Genomic DNA, 21,540 nt, shown 5'->3' on the forward strand with positions numbered 1-21,540 from the left:
AGCGGGTCCGTCACGCGAGACTCGCACTCGGATAAGCGGATCAAGCGGAGATATCGCACCGAAAGGGCTGTGATGACGAAGACGTTGCACCACCCCGGCCGGCGCCTGGGCATCCTGTCCGTGGACGAGGGCACCACCGGGACCCGCGCCGGAGTCGTGCAGGACTCCGGGGCGGTCACCCATCTGGCGTATCGCACGATCGCCGTGGACCACCCCGACGAGGACTCGGTCGAGCAGGACCCGATGGAGATCTGGTCGGCCACCCTCGACGTGTGCCGCGAGGCCCTGGCCGGGGCCCGCGCCGACGGCGTGGAGATCGTCGCGCTCGCGCTGTCGACCCAGCGGGCCACCGCGATGTTGTGGGATCGGCGGACCGGCCTGCCGCTGGTGCCCGCGTGCGTGTGGCAGGACCGGCGCTACGCCCGGCACCTGCTCGGCTACGAGGCCGAGTGGGACGAGCGGCTGCTCGCCCGGCTCGGCCGGCCGGTGGGCAGCCGGGCGCCGTTCCACTGGGCCGCGCGGCAGATCGCCGAGCGGCCGGAGGTGGCCGAGGCGTACCGGGCCGGCACGCTCGTGTTCGGCACCGTGGACACCTGGCTGGCCTGGCGCTTCACCGGCGGGGCCGCGCACGCGGTCTCGGCGAGCAACGCCGGCTCGATCGGCGCCTACCTGCTGCGCGAGCACGCGTGGGACCGCGAGTGGATCGAACAGCTGGGCTACCCGCTCGAACTACTCCCGGACCTGTTCGCCGACGACGACCTCGGCTACGGCCGCACCGACCCCGAACTGCTCGGCGTGGAACTGCCGTTGGCGGCGGTGATGGGCGACCAGCACGCGGCGCTGATCGCGCTCGGCGGACTGGCCGCCGGCCAGGGGATGTGCATGTACGGCACCGGCACGTTCGTGGACGCGGCCACCGGCCGCACCCCCGCGATGCCGATCCCGGGCATCGCCGGCGTGCTGGCCCAGCCCGGTTGGCGCCAGGGCGACACCACGCACTTCAGCCTGGAGGCGTACTGCTCGACCACCGGGTCCGCGCTGCGCTGGTTGTGCGACGACCTGGGCCTGTTCGCCTCGCCGGCCGAGATCGGCGAACTCGCGGCGGGGGTCGGCGCCGGCTCGGGCCCGCGCGAGTGGTTCGTGCCCGCGCTGGCCGGGATCCGCACCCCCGAGTGGCGGCCCGAGGCCCGGGCCGCGCTCGGCGGCCTGACCCTGGCCACCACCCGGGCCGACGTGGCCCGGGCCGTGCTGGACGGGATCGCGCACTCCGTGTGCGACCTGATCGACGGCGTCGCCGCCACCATGCAGGCCCCGTTCGCCCGCCTGCGGGTGGGCGGCGGGGTGGCCGGCAGCGACACCCTCATGCGGATCCAGGCCGACCTGGTCGGCCTGCCGATCGAACGCGCCGCCGATTCGGCGACCGCGAGCCTGCGCGGCACCGCCTATCTGGCGGGCGTACGCGAGGGCCTGTGGTCCTCGCTCGACGAGGTGGTCGAGGCCCAACCGCGCGGCCGGATCTTCGAACCGACCACCACCCCCGACCGGCGCGCCGCACAGCGCGCCGCCTGGCGGAGCGTGCTCGCCGGCTACCCCGCCTGAGCCGAACCGCCCGTACGACCCGGCGGCGCGAACCGTGAACCGCCGGACAGACCCCAGGAGTTGATTGTGATTTCGATGCCCGCCCGCAAGCCACGACGGGCGTCGGCGGCGGCCACGAGAAGCACCCCGCTGCTTCTCGACCGCGGCCGGGCCAAGCACCGACTCGCGGACCACCGCTTCGACGTGCTCGTCGTCGGCGGCGGCGTCACCGGCGCGTACGCCGCGCTCGACGCGGCCTCGCGCGGCCTGGACGTGGCCCTGGTGGAGAAGGACGACTTCGCCTCCGGGACCTCCTCCAAGTCGTCGAAGATGGTGCACGGCGGCCTGCGCTACATCGAGCAGGGCAACGTCAACCTGGTCCGCCACTCGCTCCTGGAAAGACACCGCTTCCGCAAGAACGCGCCGCACCTGGTGCACCGCCTGCCGTTCCTGTTCCCGATCCTGGAGAAGGAGGGCGTCTTCGACGCCCGGCTCGCCAAGGGCTTCGAGGGCCTGCTGTGGACCTACGACCTGGTCGGCGGCTGGCGGATCGGCAAGCTGCACCAGCGACTGACCGTCGACGAGGTACTGGCCCACGCGCCGACGCTGCGCGCGGACAGCCTCCGGGGCGGGCTGATGTACTTCGACGGCCGCGCCGACGACGCCCGTCTGGTGCTGACCATCGTGCGTACCGCCGCCGCGCTGGGCGCCACCGTGCTCAACGGCGCCACGGTCGACCGGATCCTGACCGAACGCGGCCGCACCGCCGGGGCCCGGATCGAGGTCGACGGCGAGCGCTTCGACGTGCGCGCCTCCGCCGTGGTCAACGCCACCGGCGTGTGGAGCGACACCGTCGACGGACTGGCCGACGACGACCACCGCCCGCAGGTACGACCCGCCAAGGGCGTGCACATCGTGGTGCCGTGGCACAAGGTCCGGATCGACTGCACGGTCACCGTGCCCATCCCGGGCCGGGCCCGCCGCGCCACCTGCACCCGCTGGGGCGACGCGGTCGTGCTCGGCACCACCGACGAGGACTACCGCGGCTCGATCGACGACGTGCACTGCACCCGCCCGGAGATGGAGTTCCTGCTCGAAGGCGCCAACACCGCGTTCGAGGGCCGGCTCACCCCGGACGACGTGATCGGCAGCATCGGCGGCCTGCGTCCGCTCGTCGGCGGCAAGGAGGGCGCCACCCTCGACATGAGCCGCGACCACCACATCTCGGTCGGCCGCGGCGGCATGGTCACCGTCACCGGCGGCAAGCTCACCACCAGCCGGCACATGGGCGAACTGGTGATCGACAAGGTGATGCAGGTCCTGGGCCGCAAGGGCCGCAGCCGCACCACCAACCTGCCGCTGATCGGCGGCGCCGGCTACGACGCCGAGGCGGTCGCCGCGTCCGGCGGCCTGGCCGCGCACCTGGGCGAGCGCTACGGCACCGAGGCCCGCTTCGTCTCCGACCTGCTCGCCGAGGACGCCACGCTCGCCGAGCCGGTCGTCGCGGGCATGCCGTACATCAGGGCCGAGGTCGTCTACGCGGCCCGCTCCGAGATGGCCCGCTCGGTGGACGACGTGCTCTCCCGACGCACCCGCTCGCGCCTGTTCGCCCGCGACGCCTCGGCCGCCGCGGCCCCCGAGGTCGGTCGGCTGCTCGGCGCCGAACTGGGCCTGACCGCCGCGCAGATCGACCGCCAGGTCGCCGACTACCTCGCCGCCGTGCGGCACGAGAAGGCGGTCCTGCTCGGCGAGCCCGAAGAACCCACATCCGCAACGATCGACGCACCCCAGGGAGCCGCGAAGTGATCAGCAGGCAGACCATCACCAACCCGTTCAACCGCGGCGACTACATCGTGGGCGCGCCCACCCCGGCCAAATGGGCCCGCAACACCCCGATCGGCAGCGGCGACGCGTCGCTCCAAGGCCGCGTGGTCGAGGTGCCCGCACAGGTGATCGAGGACCTGCGCGGCGTGGCGAAGGCCGTGTACACCGACCGCGACGACGTGGTCGCCCGTACCCGCGACTGGTGGGCCGGCACCATGATCGGCGAGACCGACGGCCGCCCCGCCACCCCCGACGCGGTGATCGTCGAGGTCGTCGACGCCGACCAGGTGGCCGCCGTACTGCGGATCTGCCACGCCGCCGGCATCCCGGTCACCGCCTCCGCCGGCCGCAGCAACGTCACCGGCGCCGCGCTGCCCGTGCACGGCGGTGTCGTGCTCGACCTGTGCGGCCTGAACCGCATCGTCTCCTTCGACGCCGAATCGCTCGTCGTCGACGTCGAGGCCGGCATGTTCGGCGACCTGTTCGAGAAGGAACTCCAGGAGACCCACGGCGTCACCACGGGACACTGGCCGTCGGCGTTCGCCGTCTCCACCGTCGGCGGCTGGATCGCCTGCCGCGGCGCGGGCCAGCTCTCCACCCGTTACGGCAAGATCGAGGACATGGTCGTCGGCGTCGACGTGGTGCACGCCGACGGCACCCGGGCCACCTACGGCGACTACCCGCGCGCGGCCACCGGCCCGGACCTGCGGCAGATCTTCATCGGCTCGGAGGGCACGCTCGGCGTGATCGTCTCCGCGCGCATCCGGGTGCACCCGCTGCCCACCTACGCCAAGGCGCTCGCGTTCGGCTTCGACACCTTCGCCGAGGGCCTGGACGCGTGCCGCAAGATCATGCAGCGCGGCGCCACCCCGGCGGTGTTGCGCCTGTACGACAAGCTGGAGAGCGGGGTGCACTTCGACCACCCCGAGACCAACCTCCTGCTGATCGCCGACGAGGGCGACCCGATCCTGGTCGACGCGATGCTCAAGGTCAGCGAGGAGGTCTGCCTGACCTACGGCCCCGAACTGGACAGCGACGCCGTGTTCGAGCGCTGGCTCAGGGACCGCATGCTGGTCGGCAAGTCGTCCGACGGCTTCACCCCGGGGCCCGGCTTCGTCGCCGACACGCTGGAGATGGCCGGATCGTGGACCGCGCTCGGCGAGGTGTACGACGAGGTGGTCGCGGCGATCCAGGCGGTGCCCGGCACGCTCGCGGCCTCCGCGCACCAGTCGCACGCGTACACCGACGGCGCCTGCGTCTACTTCTCGCTGCGCGGCGACGTGGACCGGCCCCGGCGCCGCGACTGGTACCGCGCGGTGTGGGACGCGGCCAACGAGGTGCTGATCCGGCACGGCACCGCGCTCAGCCACCACCACGGTTGCGGACTGCTGCGCGGCCCGTACCTGCCCGCCGCGCTCGGTGCCGGGTTCGACACGTTCGCCAAGGTCAAGGCCGGCCTCGACCCGGCCGGAATACTCAATCCTGGCAAACTGGGCCTGCCCAACCGCTTCGACGCGTGAGGCGGCCGAGACCCAGCCCAGGTAGGTCATGAACGCCAGTCGACGCCCCGCGAGCGCGCCCCGGATGTCCTCCGTGTTGTCGTCCGCCTTCGCCGAGGTACCCGTGATCGCGTCGATCATCGGACCCCAGCGCCTGCAGAACTTCCTCGGCGCGCCCGCACGGGTGTGCATTCTCGCGTCCATCCCGGTCGGGCAGCTGCCGAACATCGTGCAGCTGCTCGGCCGGGCGGACAAGACGGTGTTCGTCAACGTGGACAGCTGCCCCGGCCTGGCCCAGGACAAGGGCGCGCTGGAATTCCTCAAGACGATGGGTGCGCACGGCATGGTCAGCACCCGGCTCTCGCTGATGGAGAAGGGCCGCCCGCTCGGGCTGCTGACCATGCAGAAGGTGTTCGTCACCGACCGCTCCAACATGCGCCGCAGCACCGACGCGATCGCGCGCGGCGGCCCCGACCTGGTCGAGATCATGCCGTCGCCGATCGTGGCCCGGATGACCCCCGAGGCCAAACGCGCGATGTCGCCGTTCGTCGCGGCCGGCTTCGTGGAGACCGCCGAGGACGCCGCCGCCGCGCTCGCGCTCGGCGCGGTCGCCGTGGCCACGTCCGACCCCCGGTTGTGGGATCTGCGACGCGACCGGCTCGGCGCGACCGCGCCACCCCCGCCATCCGCTTCCTCCGCTCCGTAGTACGTAGGAGAACCACCCTTGAGTTACGTAGTCGTCGCCCGCTATCTCACCCACCCCGACGCGCAGGACCGGGTACTGGCCCTGCTCGACGAGATGACCCGCCACTCGCTGGCCGAACCCGGCTGCCGGAGCTACCGCGTGCACCAGGGCACGGAGGAGGCCCGGACGATCGTGCTCGTCGAGGAGTACGACGCCGAGGCCGACTTCACCGCGCACTGCGCCTCCGCGCACTTCCGGGAGATCGTGCTCGGCGAGGTGGTGCCGCTGCTGGTGAGCCGGGACGTGGTCCGGCTCACCCCGCGCGAGGTCGCGCCGTGAGGATGCGGGCGGCCGTGCTGCGCGGGACTTCGCAGGCCCGGCCGTACGGGACGAGCCGGCCGGTCGCGATCGAGGACGTGGAACTGGGCGACCCGCGTGCGGGCGAGGTGCTGGTCCGGATCGCCGCCGCGAGCCTGTGCCACTCCGACCTGTCCGTGGTCAACGGGGATCGGGTCCGGCCGCTGCCGATGGCGCTCGGGCACGAGGCGGTCGGCGTGGTCGAGGCGGTCGGGCCCGGGGTGGACCGGGTCGTGCCGGGCGAGCACGTCGCGCTCGTGTTCGTGCCCAGCTGCGGCCACTGCGTGCGGTGCGACGAGGGCCGGCCGGCGCTGTGCTCGGCCGCCGCCGCGGCCAACGGCTCGGGCGGGCTGCTGCACGGGCCGTCGCTGCTCCGGGACGCGGGCGGCGCGGTGGTGCACCACCAGCTCGGGGTGTCCGCGTTCGCCGAATTCGCCGTGGTGGCGCAGGAGTCGGTGGTGCCGATCCCGCGCGACGTGCCGTTCGAGGTGGCGTCGATGTTCGGCTGCGCGGTGCTGACCGGGGCGGGTGCGGTGATCAACACGGCGGCGGTACGTCCCGGCCAGTCGGTCGCGGTGTTCGGCCTGGGCGGGGTCGGCCTGTCCGCCGTGCTCGGCGCGCGGGCGGCCGGGGCGTACCCGATCGTCGCGGTCGACCCGGTCCCCGCGAAGCGCGACCTGGCGCTGCGGCTCGGCGCGTCGCACGCCTTCCACCCGGACGAGGCGGTCGGCTCGATCGGCGACCTGATCGGCGGCGGCCCGGACGTGGTGATCGAGGCGGTCGGCAGCGCGGGCGTGATCGCGGACTGCCTGGCGGCGGTGGGCCGAGGCGGCCGGGTGGTCTCCGTCGGCCTGCCCGCGCCGGGACGGCGGCTGGACGCGGTGCCGGCCCTGGCCTTCGCCGGCGAGGGCAAGTCGCTGATCGGCTCGTACATGGGCGACGCGGTCCCCCGCCGCGACATTCCCCGCTACCTGGCCCTGTGGCGGGCCGGGCGGATGCCGGTCGAACTGCTGCACACCGGCACGGTGGAACTGGACGATCTGAACGAGGCGATGGAGGCGCTGGCAAGCGGCGAGGCGATCCGCCAGGTGATCCGCACGGGGGCGCCGGTGGGAGCGCGGCGGTAGGCCCGGGGGCGCGCGACGATGCCCCGACTCGTCGGCTACTCGCCTTCGGGTCGGGGCACTTCCGCGTCGTCCATGGCCGGGGCGGGCGTCGGGAGCGGCGTTCGGCCGCGCAGCGAAGACGTCAGGGCCGCCCAGGAGGGCGCGGCGACGACGAGGTGGCCCACACTCGGGTCCTTGGAGTCGCGGACCGCCCGGTCGGCAGACGGGGTCACGGCTGTTTCCACACAGTTCGCCCCACTGTCCGAGTAGGACGACTTACGCCATTCCGATGCGATTTCGCGATTCACGTGCCTTCATCCCCTCTTCTCGGCCTTTCGCAACACTTCCGTCATGAGCGCCGCGGAGTCCGCGGCACTGTGGGCAGCCGTACGCAGGGCATCGAAAACGAGCGCGTACCCCGACAGTTCCTCCGGCTTCTCGAGATAATGACTGCCCGTCAGGTCCTCCAGGAAGACAGTGTCCGCCAGGGCGCGCCTGTCGAACGAGAACATCACGAACGGCCCACTCATCCCCGCATGCTCGACGGGACTGGTCGGCAGGATCTGAATCGTGACGTTGTCGCGCTCGCCCACCGTCAAAAGGGACTCGAGCTGCTCGCGATGGATGGCGGGTGTACCGGCCACGCTTGTCACCGCGGGTTCCCAGATGATGGCGTGGAGCCGCAGACCGGCGTCGGTCTCGATCCGCGCTTGCCTCTCGCGCCTGATGTCAAGCAGTTGTTCGGAGCGTTCGGGCGCGAGCATCGCCGGGTTGGCGCGCATTACCGTTCGAGCGTAGCCGGCCGTCTGCAAGAGCCCTGGAATGAGCGCCGATTGCCAGGTTCGAATGCACTGCGCGTCCCATTCCAACCCGATGAAGTCGGCATAGTACGGCGCGATCGTGTCCCGACCGTACGGCTCCCACCAACCCTGCCTGTTGCCGTCCTTCGCGAGCCGTTCCAGGTATGCGCGCCGATGTGGGTCGGTCACCCCGTAGTGGTCCAACAGCACCCGGAGATCGATCACTCGGGTCGTAACCGCGCCGGTCTCCATCCTGGAGATCTTCGGCTGACTGCACGCGAGGATCGAGGCGACCCGAGCCGTCGTCAGGCCGGCCGCCTCTCTCAGCTTCCGCAGCTCCGCGCCCAGACGCCGCGAGCGCACGGTGGGCTTGCCTCCAGCGGGCATGGATCGCGCCTTCCCGGTCGGGTGTTCCCCGTCTTTCGGTGAAGGCTAGCGACCACCCGAGCGGCACCACGTGTTCTGCATCGTATGCAGAACACGGCTTGCAGGATGCATACGATGCAGCTACCGAGCGGCGATTCCGTCGTGCGGGGCAGGGCGACACCGACCGTGACCGACGCGAAAGGCACCGCATGGAGCACCGCTGGACATGGCACGAACTGCCCGAACCGGTCCGCGCGGAAATCGAGTCGGTCACCGGTCCGGTACACGAGGCGGAACCGCTCCCCGAAGGGCTGACATCACCGTTCGCGGCCGTGCTTCGGGTGCCGGGGCGAAGCGTGTTCGTCAAGGGCACGCCGACCACGAACGACACAGCCGTCGCCCGCCAGCGGCGGGAGGCGACGGCGGCCCCGTCGGTCGGTGGACGCGTGGCGCCGACCATGCTGGGCCATCTCGCGCCCCCCGGTTGGGACGTGCTCCTGTTCACCCACGCGGCCGGGCGGCACGCCGACCTCACCCCCCGCGGGAACGACCTGACCTCCTTCGCGCACGCCCTGGGTCGAGCGGGCCGTATCCGCGCGCCGCACGGGCTCGACCTGCCGCCGCTCGCCGACCGGTGGGCCAAACACCTCACCCCTGACGAACGCGCCCTGCTCGGCGGGACACACCTGCTGCACACCGACCTGAACCCGCGGAACGTGATCGTCGAAGACCACGGAAACGGCGCACGAACCTGTTTCGTGGACTGGGGCATGTCCGCCATCGGACCCGCGTGGGCGGAACTCGCCTACGTCTACATGTTATTGCTGTGGTCCGATCACACACCCGAAGCGGCACACGCGTGGTTGCGACAGTTCCCGGCCTGGCGAGCGGCATCCAACGCGGGCATCAGAGCATTCATCACCGGCGCAACCACAGAAACAACCACCCACGACCAGGCCGGTCACTGGACATCACTACTCACACACCGACACAACCAAAACCCAACCCAGCCCACCCAACACATGAACCCAATCAGCCCGCCCGGCACATGAACCCAAACAGCCCGGCCGGCGTTTGAGGCCAAATAGCCTGGCCGGCGCTTGAGGCCACCTCGGCCGGAGGCCGGGGAACACTCAGCCCGGCTGGCACATGAACCCAAACAGCCCACCCGGCGCATGAACCCAATCAGCCCGGCCGGCGCTTGAGGCCACCTCGGCCGGAGGCCGGGTCACCCTCAGCCCGGCCGGCGCCTGAGGCCAAACAGCCGGGCTGGCGCTTGAGGCGAAACAGCCCGGCCGGCGCTTGAGGCCACCTCGGCCGAAGGCCGGGTCACCCAGCCCGGCCGGCGCTTGAGGCCAAATCAGCCCCGCCAGCGCTTGAGGCGAAACAGCCCGGCCGGCGCTTGAGGCCACCTCGGCCGAAGGCCGGGTCACCCAGCCCGGCCGGCGCTTGAGGCCAAAAGCCCGGCCGGCAGGCCGCCGGGGCGCGGCGTCACGCCCGCGCAAGCACCGCAGGGTGCAGGTCGCCCACCACGACCGCCGCGAGCGAGGCAACCACCCGACGACCGGGCGCAGCCGGAATCGACGCAGTCGTGCGCACCGCGACAACCGCGCACCCCGCCGACTCCGCCGACGTGACGCCGACCACCGTGTCCTCGACCGCGACGCACGCGCTCGGCTCGACCCCGAGCGCGGTCGCCGCGGCCAGATAAGGGGCGGGGTCGGGCTTGGTCCGCGCGACGTCCTCCGCCGCGACGGTGACCGCGAACCGCGCCGACCCCAACGCGTCCCGCACCAGGTCCACCACGTGCCGCGGCGACGCGGACACGATGGCCAGCGGCACCTCGGCCTCGGCCAGCGCGTCCAGCAGCGCCACGACGCCCGGAAGCGGCTCGATCCGACCCCGCACCCGGTCGGTGAACGCCGCGTCCAGCGCGTCGGACAACTCGTGTACGCACGGCCCCTCGGGCACCACCGCGTGCAGGTAGGTCGCGGTGTGCTCGATGGCGTGGCCCACCACGTCGGCCGTGTCGGTCGGTCCCAGCGCGTAGCCGACCCGGCCCGCCACGTCCTCGACCGCGTCCCACCACAACTGCTCGGTGTCGACGAGGGTCCCGTCCATGTCGAACAACACGGCGGCGGGCAGAACGCTGGACACACTGACTCGTTTCGACGCGATTCGCTGCGTGGAGCGCGGACGTCCCGACCCTCTCAGCCGGACGTGAGCGCAGTACCAAGGCCGGGTTGCGGGCGCGTGAACGTGTGCGAACCCCGCCGTCGCACAGCGCGAGCGCAGCAGCGATGACGCAGCGGCGTCACACCACCGCGGCGCGCAACGACAGTACGTCGGGCAGGTGTTGGGCGATCCGCTCCCAATGGTCGCCGCCATGGTGCCCCCGGTAGATCTCGCCGCTGCGCGAGCCGAAGTACAGGCTGGTGACCTCGGCGTCGTCGGCGCACATCGCGTCGCGCAGGACCGCGGTCCAGAAGCCGTCGGGCAGGCCGTCGGACAACGCGGTCCACGTCTCGCCGGCATCGTCGCTCCGATAGACCCGACAGCGGCCGTCGATCGGGAAGCGCATCGCGTCGGCGGTGAGCGGGACCACGTATACGGTGTCCGGTCGGCGCGGGTGCACCACGATCGTGAAGCCGAAGTCGGCGGGCAGGCCCTCGGCGATCGACCGCCACGTCGCGCCCGCGTCGTCGCTGCGGTAGACCCCGTGGTGGTTCTGCAGGAAGAGCCGGTCGGGCCGCTCCGGATGCCGGGCCACCTTGTGGACGCACTGGCCGTATTCCGGATACTCGTCCGGCTGGAAGGTGACGTGGATCCCGGTGTTGGACGGATGCCAACTGGCCCCGCCGTCCTCGGTGACGTAGACCCCGCCGGTGGACATCGCCACCACGATCCGACGCGGATCGGTGGGGTGCGGCAGCACGGTGTGGATCGCCTGGCCGCCGAAACCGGCCTCCCAGTGCGGACGGTGCGGGTGGTCCCACAACGCGCGGACCAGTTCGAAGGAGCGCCCGCCGTCGGCGGAGCGGAACAGCGCGGACGGCTCCACGCCGGCGTAGACCACGTCGGGCTCGGAACTCGCCCCGGGCACCAGTTGCCACACCCGCTCCACGGAGGCGCCGGCGTCGGCCGGGAAACCGACCCGCCCCAGGTCCGGCTCGCGCCAGCTCGCGCCGAGGTCGTCGCTGGTGACCACGACCGGGCCGAAGTGCTCGTTCACCACGCCCGCCATCACCCGGGGCGCCGACCCCCGCGTATCGATCGCGACCGAGTAGACGCCGGTCATCGGATGGTGCGGCCCGGTGAACTCCCAGGGCTCGGCGCCGCGTGAGCGGCCGATCCACAGGCCCTTGCGGGTGCCGACGGCGAGCAGGACGGATTTCGTCACGATGACCTCCAGGCAGCGATTCCCAGGTGGGAAACGCTACGCGCCACCGGTGACATTCGCCCGATTCGACGCTCTTGTCCGCCTGATTCCCCCGGGCGAACGCGGCACTACGGCAGCGGACGCCGGCCCGCGAAGCCCAGGTCGGTGCGGTGGTACCACCCCAGTTCCCGGTCCCCCTCCAACCAGCACAACAACACCGGTACGCCGTCCAGGTCGGCGGGGAAGTCGACGAGCAGCGGGGCGAAGCCCTTGAGTTCCGCGCCGGTCTGCTGGATCCGGGTCATCAGGTCGTCGAGCCGCGCCTGCATGCCCTTGAGCTCCGGCAGGCCGCCCAGTTCGCTACGGGTCCCGCCCGGCGCCAGCGCCGCGCCCAACTCCGCCGCGTCCGCGCGAACCGCGATCAGTTCGTCGAGTACCGGCATCAGCCGGGACAACTCCGCGCGTGCCTCGTCCACCGTGAACAGACCCATGGCGCACAGCCTCCCATGTCCGCCGGGTATCGACGTCGGCGCCGGGTGGGCGGTCCGCGCGTCCGGCCCGGGCCCGCCATTCCGTCGGACGGAACCTACCCGCCCGGCCGGGAGCCGTGGTCGGTGTGCGCACCGAGGACGCCGCCGGAGGCTTCGGCGCGCGTCGTGTCGTCCAGCTCGATGCGCGGACCGTCGTGCGTCGCGGTCCGGGTGCGCGGGCGATCGCGCAGGCAGAGCAGGACGATCAGCACACCGACGACGAGGAGCAGGTCGGTGACGAGAAAGACGGTGATCACGGCGACTCCCGGAAAGGATCGGCGGCCGGGGCGACCCGGACCACCCCCTATATGATCCATGCCCGTTCCGACCGGGGCGCCCCCTTTCCCGCACAGCGGGCGGCCAGTGCGCGCAGTCGGGCCTCGTCGCCGTCCACCGAGGAGTCCAGGCGCAGGATCTCCTGGACGAAGGTCCGGTTGATCGGCCGACAGCGGATCTCCTGGGCCGCCGCGGCCTCGGCGTCGAGCAGCGCGGTGACCGCCTCGCCGCGCCGGCCCAGCGCGGCCAGCGCCCGGGCGAGGTCGATCAGGTGTCGGGCCTGCCGACCGCGCGGCAGCACGGCGAGCGCGGCCGGGTCCAGCCGACCGTCGACGGCCCGTCCGTACTCGCCGAGCAGCACATGCGCGGTGACCCGGTACAGCGGCACCTGGATCGCGCCGGGATCGATCCGCTCGGCCGCGTCGAGGAGGTCGCGCGTGCCCGATCGATCGCCGAGCCGTGCGGTGGCCAACGCGGCGCCCAGGCGCAGGGTACGCAGCGCCGCCCGGCCGGCCGCCCCGCGCGGCCCCAACGCGGCCGCCAGGTCCGCCTCCACCTCCAGGGCGAACTCGGCGGCGGCCCCGGCCCCTTCGTGCCCGACCATGGCCGCGGTCAGCCGGTCGGCGGCGCGCGCGAGCACCACCGCGTCGCCGCTGCGCCCGGCCGCGGTGACCGCCCGGTCGGCGGCGCGCCAGGCCAGGTCGGCGTCGCCGAACACCTGCGCCGCGGCGGCGGCCAGGGTCAGCGCGCCGGCGCGCACCACCATCGGCGCGAGCGGGTCCGCCGGCCCCTCCCCGACCGGCGCGGCCGTCGTCGCGGCCCCGGTCCCCACCAGCATCGGCGGCACCACACGATCCAGGCACAGGTAGTCGGCCGCGGCGTACGCGGTCCAGCCGTAGGCCAACTCCCGCCGCAGCACCCCGGGGTCCGGCGGCTCGACGGGCGCGCCGGCGGTCGGCGCGAGGTCCGCCCGGCGCAGCGCGACCCGAACCGCCGCGAGCGGATCGTGGTCGCCACCCTCCCGGTTCGGCTCGGGAGGCAGCAGGCGGTCGATCCCGATGCGCAGGACGACCGCCGCCCGGGCGAGTACCGACAGCCGCGGGTCGGCCTGCCGGTGGCCGGCCTCCACGTCCTCGACCCAGCGCACCGATCGGCCCATCAGACGGGCGAATTCGGCCTGGGTCAGGCCCCTGCGCGTGCGCCAGTACGCGATCTGCCGACCGATCCCACCCACCGTGTGCATGCCGTACCCACTCCTTCGGGTAGCGCCGAATGCGCGTTCGGTAACCTATGTGCGGATTCCGCTCCGCCGCTCGTCGTTTCTGCGGTGTATGTGACGCACGGGTAGGAAGTTCCCCACGCACACTGCGTGGATTGTGTCGGGTGCCTCACCGGTACCTTCGGCCGGGTCGCGGCAACCGCAATTTCGGGCCCGGTTGCCCTTGCGGGAGAGTCGATGAGAAAACTGATGCGCGCCCCTCGGGCCGACCGGACCGGGGCGGCTCGCTCGCGGCCGCGTCGGACCTTCACCATCCGGACCCTGCTGGTCCTGCTGACCGTGGTGCCCCTGGTGGCGATGGTCGCCCTGTGGGCGATCGCGACCTATCGGCTCGCGGATCACGCGAGCGGTTTGGACAACGAGGTCTCCGTGGCCGAACGGGCGGGCACGCCCAGCTACTACACGATGATCGCGCTCCAGACCGAACGGCGCCTGACCGCGGCCTGGATGGCCAAGCCCACCCCCGTCGCGGCCGACGCGCTGCGCGGGCAGCGGGTCAAGACCGACGAGGCCGTGAAGCAGTTCGTCGCCTTCGCCCGCAGCGGCGCGCGCGAGACCCCGGGCAACGCGGTGCGCCGCGCCCGTGAGGTGGCCGCGGAGTTGGCGCAACTCCCCGACGCTCGCCGCCAGGTGGACTCCATCGGGGCGATCGGCCGGGACCGCTGGCTGAAGTTCTACACGAGCCAGATCGCCGACCAGATCTCGGTGGTCCAGGCGCTGGCCGAGACCTCCGACACCGACGTCACCTACGCCGGGCAGTTCCTCGTCATCCAGTTCCGCGCCGGGGAGGCGCTGGCACAGGAGGACACGCTGGTGTCGTTCTCGTTGCCCGCCGGGCGGCTGAGCCAGCCGGACTACGCCGCGTTCGTACAGAACGTGGGCGTGCGTCGGCACTCGATCGACGACGAGATCGAGCCCTTCCTGCCGCCGGAGTCCCGGGCCGGCTATCTGGCGCTCACCCAGAACCCGGCCTGGCACGACCTGGTCTCGATGGAGAACGCGATCATCGCGACGGTCGACGCGCCGCGCGAGGCGCGCGCCACCGGCAGCGGTATCCCGATCCCGGCCGAACTGGCCAGCTGGCGCAGCGTTCTGGACCGACTCGCCGAGCCCGCCTCGACCTTCGACTTCGCCCGTGTGGACCAGGTGTTCGCGGCCGGCGACGAGGCCACCTCGGACACCTGGAACCAGGTGTACCTGCTCAGCGCGATCGGCCTCGCCTTCGTGGCGATCGGCGGCGTGTTGTGCTGGCGGATCACCCGGGCGGTGCGGCGGCGGTTGTTCCTGCTGCGCGACGCGACGGTGGAACTGGGCACACACCGGCTGCCGATGGTCATCGAGCGACTGCAACGCGGCGAGCGGGTCGACCTCGCGGTCGAGGCGCCGGAGGTGGAGGCGGGTCGGGACGAGATCGGCCAGGTCGCCTCCGCGTTCAACGCCGCGCAGCGCGCGGCGCTGGACGGCGCGGTGCAACTGGCCCGACAGCGCGAGGGTTTCGCGAAGGTCTTCGTCAACACGGCGCTGCGCACCCAATCGCTGGTGAACCGTCAGATCGGCGAGTTGGACACGATGGAGCGCCGGCACCAGGACCCGGAGCTGCTGCGCGAGTTGTTCACCATCGACCATCTGGCCACCCGACTGCGGCGATACGAGGAGAACCTCGTGGTGCTCACCGGCAACCGCCCGGGCCGACGCTGGAGTCGCCCGGTCCGCATCGTGGACGTGGTGCGCGGCGCGGTCGGCGAGGTGGAGGACTACCACCGGGTCGAGGTGTACTCGGATCCGGACGTGCAGCTGTCCGGGCCGGCCGTGGGCGGGGTGATCCACCTGCTGGCCGAACTCGTGGAGAACGCCACGATGTTCTCGCCGCCGGACACGCCGGTGCATGTGCGCGCGGCGGCGGTGGCCAAGGGCTTGGCGATCGAGATCGAGGACCGCGGACTGGGCATGTCCGAGGTGGAATACGAGGCGGCCAACCGGCAGTTGGCGGTGCCGACCACGTTCGACGTGATCGCGCTCGCCGACGACGTGCGGATGGGCCTGTTCGTGGTCGCGCAGCTGGCCGACCGGTTGGGCGTCGGCGTGACGTTGCGGCCGTCGCCGTACGGCGGCACGCTGGCCATCGTGTTCCTGCCCGACGAGCTGATCACCCGCGAGGGCGGCGCCCCCGACGAACCGGAGCGCGCGGCGGGGCCGTTCGAGCCGGCGATCGGGGCGGTGCAACCGGCTCCGGAGCCGGACTCGGCCGCGACGCACGAGGCGGACGAAGCTCCCGATTCGGTACCGGAGTCGCCGGGCCGACCGCACCCCGAGCCGGTGGTGCGCTCGCTGGACCGGGTACCGATGCCGGTCGAACGCGCCGAGCTTGCACCCGCCGAGCCCGAGGTGTCGGTACGCCCGACCGCGTCGACGGGCACCGACCCCGGTCCCGTCCCCGCCCCGGAGCCGGCCTCGACCCCGGCTCCGAGGCACGCACGCCCGGCGAGCGCGCCCACGACCGCACCCGCCGTCGACGAGACCACCCCCGACGGCCGCCGCGCGCTGCCTCGCCGGGTGCGCCAGCGCAATCTGCCGATGCCGCTGCGTACCGAGACCGCCACCACGAGCGAGGGAGGGGCGCGAACCGAGGCGAAGCCCTCCTCACCGCGGGAAGCTGCGGCTACCTTGTCCTCGTTCCGATTCGCGAGCCAACGTGCGCGCGAGGCATCCGAACCGACCGCGGCCGACGACGAGTCCGCGATCGCGACCGAACCCGGAACCGGGACCGAGCCCGCTCCGGGCCCGCGCCCCGCAGCCGGAAGCACCACGCACCCTGGGGAACCGTCATGACGAACACGCACGATCTCGCCGGCGGCATGGCCACCACCGCGACCGACAGCCGCCTGGACTGGCTGTTGACCGACCTGGTCAAGCGCGTCCACCAGACGCGGCACGCGATCGTGCTGTCCGAGGACGGCCTGCTGATGAGCCGGTCCGAGACCATCCCGCGCGACGACGCCGAGCAGTTGGCCGCCGCGGCGGCCGGCCTGCAGAGCCTGGCCCGCAGCATCGGCCGGGGTTTCGCGGGGGGTTCGGTCCGCCAGACGCTGGTCGAGATGGACGACGCCTTCCTCTTCCTCACCGCCGCGGGCACCGGCGCGCATCTGGCCGTGCTGGCCGAACAGAGCGCGGACGTGGGCGTGGTCGCGTTCGAGATGAACATGTTGGTGAAGAAGGTCGGCGAATACCTCGGCACCCGGCCGCGCGGTGACGAGGGCGGTACTCGAACCGGCGGTCGAGCGTGAGATCCGGGTGGGATCAGTCCTGGGACGAGGACGCGAGCCCGGTGGTGCGCCCGTACACGCTCACCCGGGGGCGGACCAAGGCGGTGCGCGACGCGGACCTGACCCTGATCACCCTGGTGACCACGGTCGACCCGGACGAGCCCGCGGTCCGGACCCCAGGGTCCGACGAGTCGTCCCCGGGGCCGCGGCGCAAACCCCGCGACGGGCGCGGCCGTCAACCCGAGCATCAGCGGATCCTGGAGTTGTGCCGGGAACCGCAGGCCGTCGCCGAGGTGGCGGCCCTGATCGATCTGCCGGTGAGCATCACCAAGGTGCTCGTCGACGACCTGCTCCGCGACGGCCTGGTGACCGTGCGCGCCCCGCTGGCCCTGGCCCGCACCCCCGATACCGCCCTGTTGAAAAAGGTACGTGATGGTCTCCTTCGGCTCTGACCGACTGCCCGAGCGTGCGGCCGCGGTCAAGATCCTGATCGCGGGCGGATTCGGGGTCGGCAAGACCACGCTGGTCGGCACGGTCAGCGAGGTTCCGCCGCTGCACACCGAGGAGATGATGACCGAGGTCGGCGTCGGCGTGGACGACACCGTCGGCATCGAGGCCAAGTCGCGCACCACCGTCGCGCTCGACTTCGGCCGCATCACGCTGTCCGAGGAACTGGTGCTGTACCTGTTCGGCGCGCCCGGCCAGGAGCGGTTCTGGTCGTTGTGGCACGACCTCGCGATCGGCGCGCTGGGCGCGATCGTGCTGGTGGACACCCGCCGTCTGGAGGCCGGTTTCGGCAGCATCGACTTCTTCGAGCGGCGCGGCATCCCCTTCGTGGTCGCGATCAACCGCTTCGACGAGGCGGTGGAGTACACCGTCGACGAGGTCCGCGACGCGCTCGACCTCGACCCCGAGGTGCCGATCGTCCCGTGCGACGTGCGTACGCGCGGGTCGGGGCGCGACGTACTGCTCGCGCTCGTCGACCACCTCCTCGGCGTTCCGGTGCCGGCCGGTGCCGGTCGGGCACCGGCCGGCGCGGCCGGCGGGTGAGATCCGATCGATCGTGTCGGGGTCAGTGCGCCGTGACCCCGACGCGTGCGGCCGGTCGGGCGGCCGAAGTGCCCAGCCCCTTGGGCCCGTAGCACACCCGGGGTACCCCGGCCGGCTCGACCGGCGCCCGGGCCGCGCCCGACCGCACGCCCTGCCCGACCACGCCGACGCCCGGGCGCGGCGCGGTCGGCGCGAACCCCGTGCCGACCTGCCACGGGAACGGCACCAGCGGTTCGGGGTCGGCGTAGCGCTCGCACTCCCGATGCCACTTCAGGATCGCCGCGTTCCAGTCGCCGAGCGCCACCGCGTACTCGTCCAGCACTTCCCTGGCCGCCGAACTCAACTCCAGATCCCGGTACATGGCGGGGAGTTCGGTCGCCACCACCCGCTGGAACTCGCGCATCCGGGAGGTCATCAGGTCGTTCACGACGGCCAACGCGTGGTCGAAGTCGCAGCCGAAGAAGTTCCGCACGACCAGGAGCAGGTTGTGCAGCTCCCCCTCGACCTCGATCTCCTTGCGGTAGGAGAACACGTCGTTGATCATCCAGCCGAAGTCCGCCGCCGAGTTCTCCATCGCCCGCATCGCCCGTGAGCGGTAGGCCTGTTCGGGCACCACGTCGCCGTGGGTCAGGCGGGACAGGCTCTTGGTCAGGTCGGAGCCGAACGTACGGCGGCGCATCTCGATGTAGTCGACCGGATCCGGGATGCGATTCTGCGCGGTGTTGGCCAACTCCCACAACCAACTGTCCAGCATGTCGTCGACGGCGCACCGGAACCTGCGTCGCGAAGCGGGCGCCATCGGGCCCGCGGTGCGCGTCCACAGATCGGCCAGGCCGCGCCCCGTCGCGTCCGTCGGCGCGGGCGCGGCCTCGCCGTCGAGCGGCATCAGCGTCTTCAGCCGCTCGGTGTAGGCCTTCGCGCCGGCCTGGTCGCGCGAGCGCCCGAATACGATCGGGTAGTAGTCGTCGCCGTAGGTCCCCCAGGCCAACCACTGTGCGCCCAGGTCGAGTTGCTCAGGCGAGGCGGTCGGCGCGATGCCCGCCGCGCACAGCGCCAGATCGAAGCCGCGCAGGGCCCGCTCGTCCCAGATGCCCTCGTCGAGGATGCCCGTGCGCCGGCTCCACTCGACGAGGTTGTCCCGGGCGTCGTCCAGACGCGGGTTCAGGCGCGGTTCGAACGGAAGGTGGAAGTCCGGTATTTCGTACGGCGCGACCGGTTGGAACGGTACGTGCGTGTAGCCGCGCAGACCGCTGTTCAGGCCGGCCACCAGGCCCGGCAGCATACGCGCCGCCGAGGTGCCGATGCCCTGCGGGCCGGCCAGGACGCCGGGGACCGCGGGGGTGCCGCCCACCTCGGTCGCTCCGTTCATGTACCGGCTGGAGCGCATGTGCCACTCGTGGCCGCCGGACTGCCAGTCCTGGAGGCCCTTGACGTAGGCCATCACATCGATCCGGGATTGCGGATCCAGGCCGTATTCGGCGAACAGCGGCGGGAGTTCGGTGAAGGTGGTGTGCTCGAACTGGTGCAGGCGCGAGGTGAGCAGTTCGTTGACCGCGTCGGCCGCCTCCTGGGTGGCGCAGCCGAGGAACTTCTCGAAGACCAGGATGGCGTTGGCGTTCTCGCCCTCGTTCTCCACCTCGCGCTGATACGAGAACAGGTCGTTACGCAGGTGCACGGCGTCGGCGAAGGTGTCCTTGAGCACCCGCATCGGCCGGCTCCCGGCGATCACCGCGGGCACCTCGGCACCCGCGGCGTATTCCACCAGGTTGGCCGACCACGGCGCGCCGCCCACCTTGCGGCGCATCTCGATGTATTCGACCGGGTTGGCCACCCGCCCCTCGTTGATGTTGGCCAGTTCCCACAACGACTCCTCGAGCAGCGCCTGGGTGCTCGCGGCGAACCGCTCGCGCCAGGCCGGCGACATGCTCGGCACGGTCCGCGCCCACAGGTCGGCCAGGCCCTCCTCGACCTGGTTGGTCGGCTCGGGGATCGGCGTGCCCGGGTCGACCGGCATGAACGCGCGCAACCGTTCCAGGTAGGCCTTGGCGCCGGCCATGTCGTGGGTGCGCTTGAACACGTCCAGGAAGTGGTCGTCGAAGAAGAAGACCCAGACGTACCAGTCGGTGACCAGGTCGAGTCGCGGGCCGCCGCAGTCGGGATGGGTGTACGCGCACAGCAGCGCGTAGTCGTGCGAGTCGAAGTCGTGCTCGTCCCAGATGTTCGAGCCCTCGATCATCCGCATCCCGCGGGCCCACGCCTTGGAGTGCACGCGCGCGCCGTCGAGATGCGGATTCAGTCGTGCCGGGTACGGCACGTAGAACTCCGGGAGTTCGAAGGGTTGTGACATTCGATGCGCCCCTTTCGCCAGGGCACACCGTAGGGTCGCGTGCGGTCGAACGGGCCTTCGTCGCGCCGGTTCTCGCTCGATCGGGTGAAACCGGGCCGGCACAGGATTGACGATCTTCGCCGGCAGACATAGGGCGCGCCGGCCGGCCGGGACCGGCGCGCGGGCCGGGATGGTGGGGGTGCCCGCCGGGGCCCGGACACAGGCACGTGGCGGGCCCTGTGGGGGCGCGTGGCGGGCGCGCGGCGCGGCGGGTGAGGATGGGCCGCATGACGACATCGCAGCGGCTCACCCGTATCCCCGCGCCCGAGGGCGTCGCGCCGGGTCGGGGCTACACCAACGTGGTCATCGGCACCGGCCGAGTGGTCGCGATCTCCGGACAGATCGCCCTGGACGAACACGGCGACCTGGTCGGCGAGGACGACCCCGGGGCGCAGGCCCGGCAGGTGTTCGAGAACCTGCGCCGCTGCCTGTCGGCGGTGGGCGCGACCTTCGACGACGTGATCAAACTGACCTACTTCCTCACCGACATCGCCGATCTGCCGGCCGTCCGGGCGGCCCGGGACGAGTACATCGACCCGGAGCGACTGCCGGCGAGTTCGGCGATGCAGGTCGCGGCCCTGGTCCGGCCGGATCTGCTCCTGGAGATCGAGGCGTTCGCGGTGCTCCCCGAGTCCGCGCCGGCCGCCGAATAGGACCCGGCGCCGGCCCGCGTCCGGGCACGAATCGATGCCGGCATCATGGCCGGGCAAGGTCGGCCCGCCGTGCATGCGGGCCCCCGACGGTCTCCGAAGGGTGGCGGCAAGTGCTCGTGCAGGTGAGCGTGGTCGGCGACGATGGCATCGAAGTCGCGGCGTTGCAGCGGTGGTTGGCCATGGACCCCGATCTCCGCGGCGGTGCCGCGACCAGCTACGCCGAGGACGACACGACCGGCGCCATGGGCGCCACCCTCGATGTGGTCAACGTGGTGCTGAGCAACGGCATCGGCCTGTCCGGCCTGTTGGTGGCGATCGCCGGCTGGCGCCGCTCGCGCGCACCGATCGCGGGCGCGGGCGGCCCCGACATCGTGGTGCGCCGTGGCGATGTGGAGGTCGTGTTGTCGGAGGCGACGGAGGAGGACATCGCGCGGGCCGTACGCGCCCTGGCGGACCCCGACGGCTCCGGGAGCCCCGCGTGACGGTGTGCCCCGACTTGTGACGGGTCA

At 72.2% G+C, this 21,540-nt stretch carries 21 protein-coding genes; 13 read left to right on the forward strand and 8 right to left on the reverse strand.

What is annotated here, in order from left to right:
* The first annotated feature begins 72 nt into the window (after positions 1 to 72).
* The 6 genes from EMA17_RS44980 to EMA17_RS45005 all read left to right on the forward strand — a co-directional run bounded on the left by EMA17_RS44980 (position 73) and on the right by EMA17_RS45005 (position 7,070).
* A complete protein-coding gene (locus tag EMA17_RS44980; RefSeq protein WP_126643005.1) occupies positions 73 to 1,599 on the forward strand; it encodes an FGGY family carbohydrate kinase in 1,527 nt (508 codons plus the stop codon).
* A 66-nt stretch (positions 1,600 to 1,665) separates the two neighbouring features.
* Entirely contained in the window at positions 1,666 to 3,384 is a 1,719-nt protein-coding gene (locus EMA17_RS44985; RefSeq protein ID WP_126643006.1) for a glycerol-3-phosphate dehydrogenase/oxidase, read from the forward strand.
* On the forward strand, positions 3,381 to 4,922 hold the full coding sequence (locus tag EMA17_RS44990) for an FAD-binding oxidoreductase (protein ID WP_126643007.1): 1,542 nt from the start codon (positions 3,381 to 3,383) through the stop codon (positions 4,920 to 4,922). Before EMA17_RS44985 ends, EMA17_RS44990 begins: the two co-directional genes overlap by 4 nt.
* A 28-nt stretch (positions 4,923 to 4,950) precedes the next feature.
* Entirely contained in the window at positions 4,951 to 5,607 is a 657-nt protein-coding gene (locus EMA17_RS44995; protein ID WP_126643008.1) for a glycerol-3-phosphate responsive antiterminator, read from the forward strand.
* Positions 5,608 to 5,625: 18 nt separating this feature from the next.
* A complete protein-coding gene (locus EMA17_RS45000) occupies positions 5,626 to 5,925 on the forward strand; it encodes a putative quinol monooxygenase (RefSeq protein WP_126643009.1) in 300 nt (99 codons plus the stop codon).
* A complete protein-coding gene (locus EMA17_RS45005; RefSeq protein WP_126643010.1) occupies positions 5,922 to 7,070 on the forward strand; it encodes an alcohol dehydrogenase catalytic domain-containing protein in 1,149 nt (382 codons plus the stop codon). The genes EMA17_RS45000 and EMA17_RS45005 overlap by 4 nt, the downstream gene beginning before the upstream one ends.
* Before the next feature lie 35 nt (positions 7,071 to 7,105).
* Here EMA17_RS45005 and EMA17_RS45010 read toward each other — a convergent pair whose 3' ends face one another.
* Both EMA17_RS45010 and EMA17_RS45015 read right to left on the reverse strand, forming a co-directional pair.
* Positions 7,106 to 7,357 (reverse strand): DUF397 domain-containing protein, encoded by a 252-nt coding sequence (locus EMA17_RS45010; RefSeq protein WP_126643011.1) that lies wholly within the window; start codon positions 7,355 to 7,357, stop codon positions 7,106 to 7,108.
* A gap of 6 nt (positions 7,358 to 7,363) precedes the next feature.
* Positions 7,364 to 8,236 carry a helix-turn-helix domain-containing protein gene (locus tag EMA17_RS45015; RefSeq protein WP_126643012.1) on the reverse strand — a complete coding sequence of 291 codons (873 nt, stop codon included), beginning with the start codon at positions 8,234 to 8,236 and terminating at the stop codon, positions 7,364 to 7,366.
* Positions 8,237 to 8,424: 188 nt separating this feature from the next.
* Here EMA17_RS45015 and EMA17_RS45020 point away from each other — a divergent pair, with 188 nt between their 5' ends.
* A complete protein-coding gene (locus EMA17_RS45020) occupies positions 8,425 to 9,267 on the forward strand; it encodes a phosphotransferase family protein (RefSeq protein ID WP_126643013.1) in 843 nt (280 codons plus the stop codon).
* A gap of 439 nt (positions 9,268 to 9,706) precedes the next feature.
* On the opposite strand, the gene EMA17_RS45025 is transcribed toward EMA17_RS45020, so the two are convergent.
* The 5 genes from EMA17_RS45025 to EMA17_RS45045 all read right to left on the reverse strand — a co-directional run bounded on the left by EMA17_RS45025 (position 9,707) and on the right by EMA17_RS45045 (position 13,643).
* On the reverse strand, positions 9,707 to 10,372 hold the full coding sequence (locus EMA17_RS45025) for an HAD family hydrolase (protein ID WP_126643014.1): 666 nt from the start codon (positions 10,370 to 10,372) through the stop codon (positions 9,707 to 9,709).
* A gap of 157 nt (positions 10,373 to 10,529) precedes the next feature.
* On the reverse strand, positions 10,530 to 11,615 hold the full coding sequence (locus EMA17_RS45030) for a WD40/YVTN/BNR-like repeat-containing protein (protein ID WP_126643015.1): 1,086 nt from the start codon (positions 11,613 to 11,615) through the stop codon (positions 10,530 to 10,532).
* A gap of 107 nt (positions 11,616 to 11,722) precedes the next feature.
* Positions 11,723 to 12,085 carry a DUF2203 domain-containing protein gene (locus EMA17_RS45035; protein ID WP_126643016.1) on the reverse strand — a complete coding sequence of 121 codons (363 nt, stop codon included), beginning with the start codon at positions 12,083 to 12,085 and terminating at the stop codon, positions 11,723 to 11,725.
* Between the two features lie 95 nt (positions 12,086 to 12,180).
* Complete coding sequence (locus EMA17_RS45040; RefSeq protein WP_126643017.1) at positions 12,181 to 12,381, reverse strand: hypothetical protein; 201 nt, start codon at positions 12,379 to 12,381, stop codon at positions 12,181 to 12,183.
* Positions 12,382 to 12,428: 47 nt separating this feature from the next.
* Positions 12,429 to 13,643: a helix-turn-helix domain-containing protein gene (locus EMA17_RS45045; RefSeq protein ID WP_126643018.1), complete on the reverse strand. Its 1,215-nt coding sequence runs from the start codon at positions 13,641 to 13,643 to the stop codon at positions 12,429 to 12,431.
* A 213-nt stretch (positions 13,644 to 13,856) separates the two neighbouring features.
* Here EMA17_RS45045 and EMA17_RS45050 point away from each other — a divergent pair, with 213 nt between their 5' ends.
* The 4 genes from EMA17_RS45050 to EMA17_RS45065 are packed head-to-tail and all read left to right on the forward strand — an operon-like array spanning position 13,857 to position 17,992.
* Positions 13,857 to 16,508 carry a sensor histidine kinase gene (locus tag EMA17_RS45050; protein ID WP_126643019.1) on the forward strand — a complete coding sequence of 884 codons (2,652 nt, stop codon included), beginning with the start codon at positions 13,857 to 13,859 and terminating at the stop codon, positions 16,506 to 16,508.
* Positions 16,505 to 16,963, forward strand: a complete 459-nt coding sequence (locus EMA17_RS45055) for a roadblock/LC7 domain-containing protein (protein ID WP_078974301.1) — start codon at positions 16,505 to 16,507, stop codon at positions 16,961 to 16,963. The genes EMA17_RS45050 and EMA17_RS45055 overlap by 4 nt, the downstream gene beginning before the upstream one ends.
* On the forward strand, positions 16,960 to 17,394 hold the full coding sequence (locus EMA17_RS45060; RefSeq protein ID WP_174861529.1) for a DUF742 domain-containing protein: 435 nt from the start codon (positions 16,960 to 16,962) through the stop codon (positions 17,392 to 17,394). Before EMA17_RS45055 ends, EMA17_RS45060 begins: the two co-directional genes overlap by 4 nt.
* A complete protein-coding gene (locus EMA17_RS45065) occupies positions 17,375 to 17,992 on the forward strand; it encodes a GTP-binding protein (RefSeq protein ID WP_126643058.1) in 618 nt (205 codons plus the stop codon). The genes EMA17_RS45060 and EMA17_RS45065 overlap by 20 nt, the downstream gene beginning before the upstream one ends.
* A gap of 22 nt (positions 17,993 to 18,014) precedes the next feature.
* Here the strand turns inward: EMA17_RS45065 and EMA17_RS45070 are convergent, their stop codons facing one another.
* A complete protein-coding gene (locus EMA17_RS45070) occupies positions 18,015 to 20,339 on the reverse strand; it encodes a terpene synthase family protein (protein ID WP_170222360.1) in 2,325 nt (774 codons plus the stop codon).
* Between the two features lie 266 nt (positions 20,340 to 20,605).
* Between EMA17_RS45070 and EMA17_RS45075 the strand changes: the two genes are divergently transcribed.
* Together EMA17_RS45075 and EMA17_RS45080 are read left to right on the forward strand one after the other, a co-directional pair.
* Complete coding sequence (locus tag EMA17_RS45075) at positions 20,606 to 21,031, forward strand: RidA family protein (RefSeq protein WP_126643020.1); 426 nt, start codon at positions 20,606 to 20,608, stop codon at positions 21,029 to 21,031.
* Between the two features lie 110 nt (positions 21,032 to 21,141).
* Entirely contained in the window at positions 21,142 to 21,513 is a 372-nt protein-coding gene (locus EMA17_RS45080; protein WP_126643021.1) for an effector-associated constant component EACC1, read from the forward strand.
* The last annotated feature ends 27 nt before the right edge of the window (positions 21,514 to 21,540 follow it).

Source organism: Embleya hyalina (genome assembly GCF_003967355.1).
GTDB lineage: Bacteria > Actinomycetota > Actinomycetes > Streptomycetales > Streptomycetaceae > Embleya > Embleya hyalina.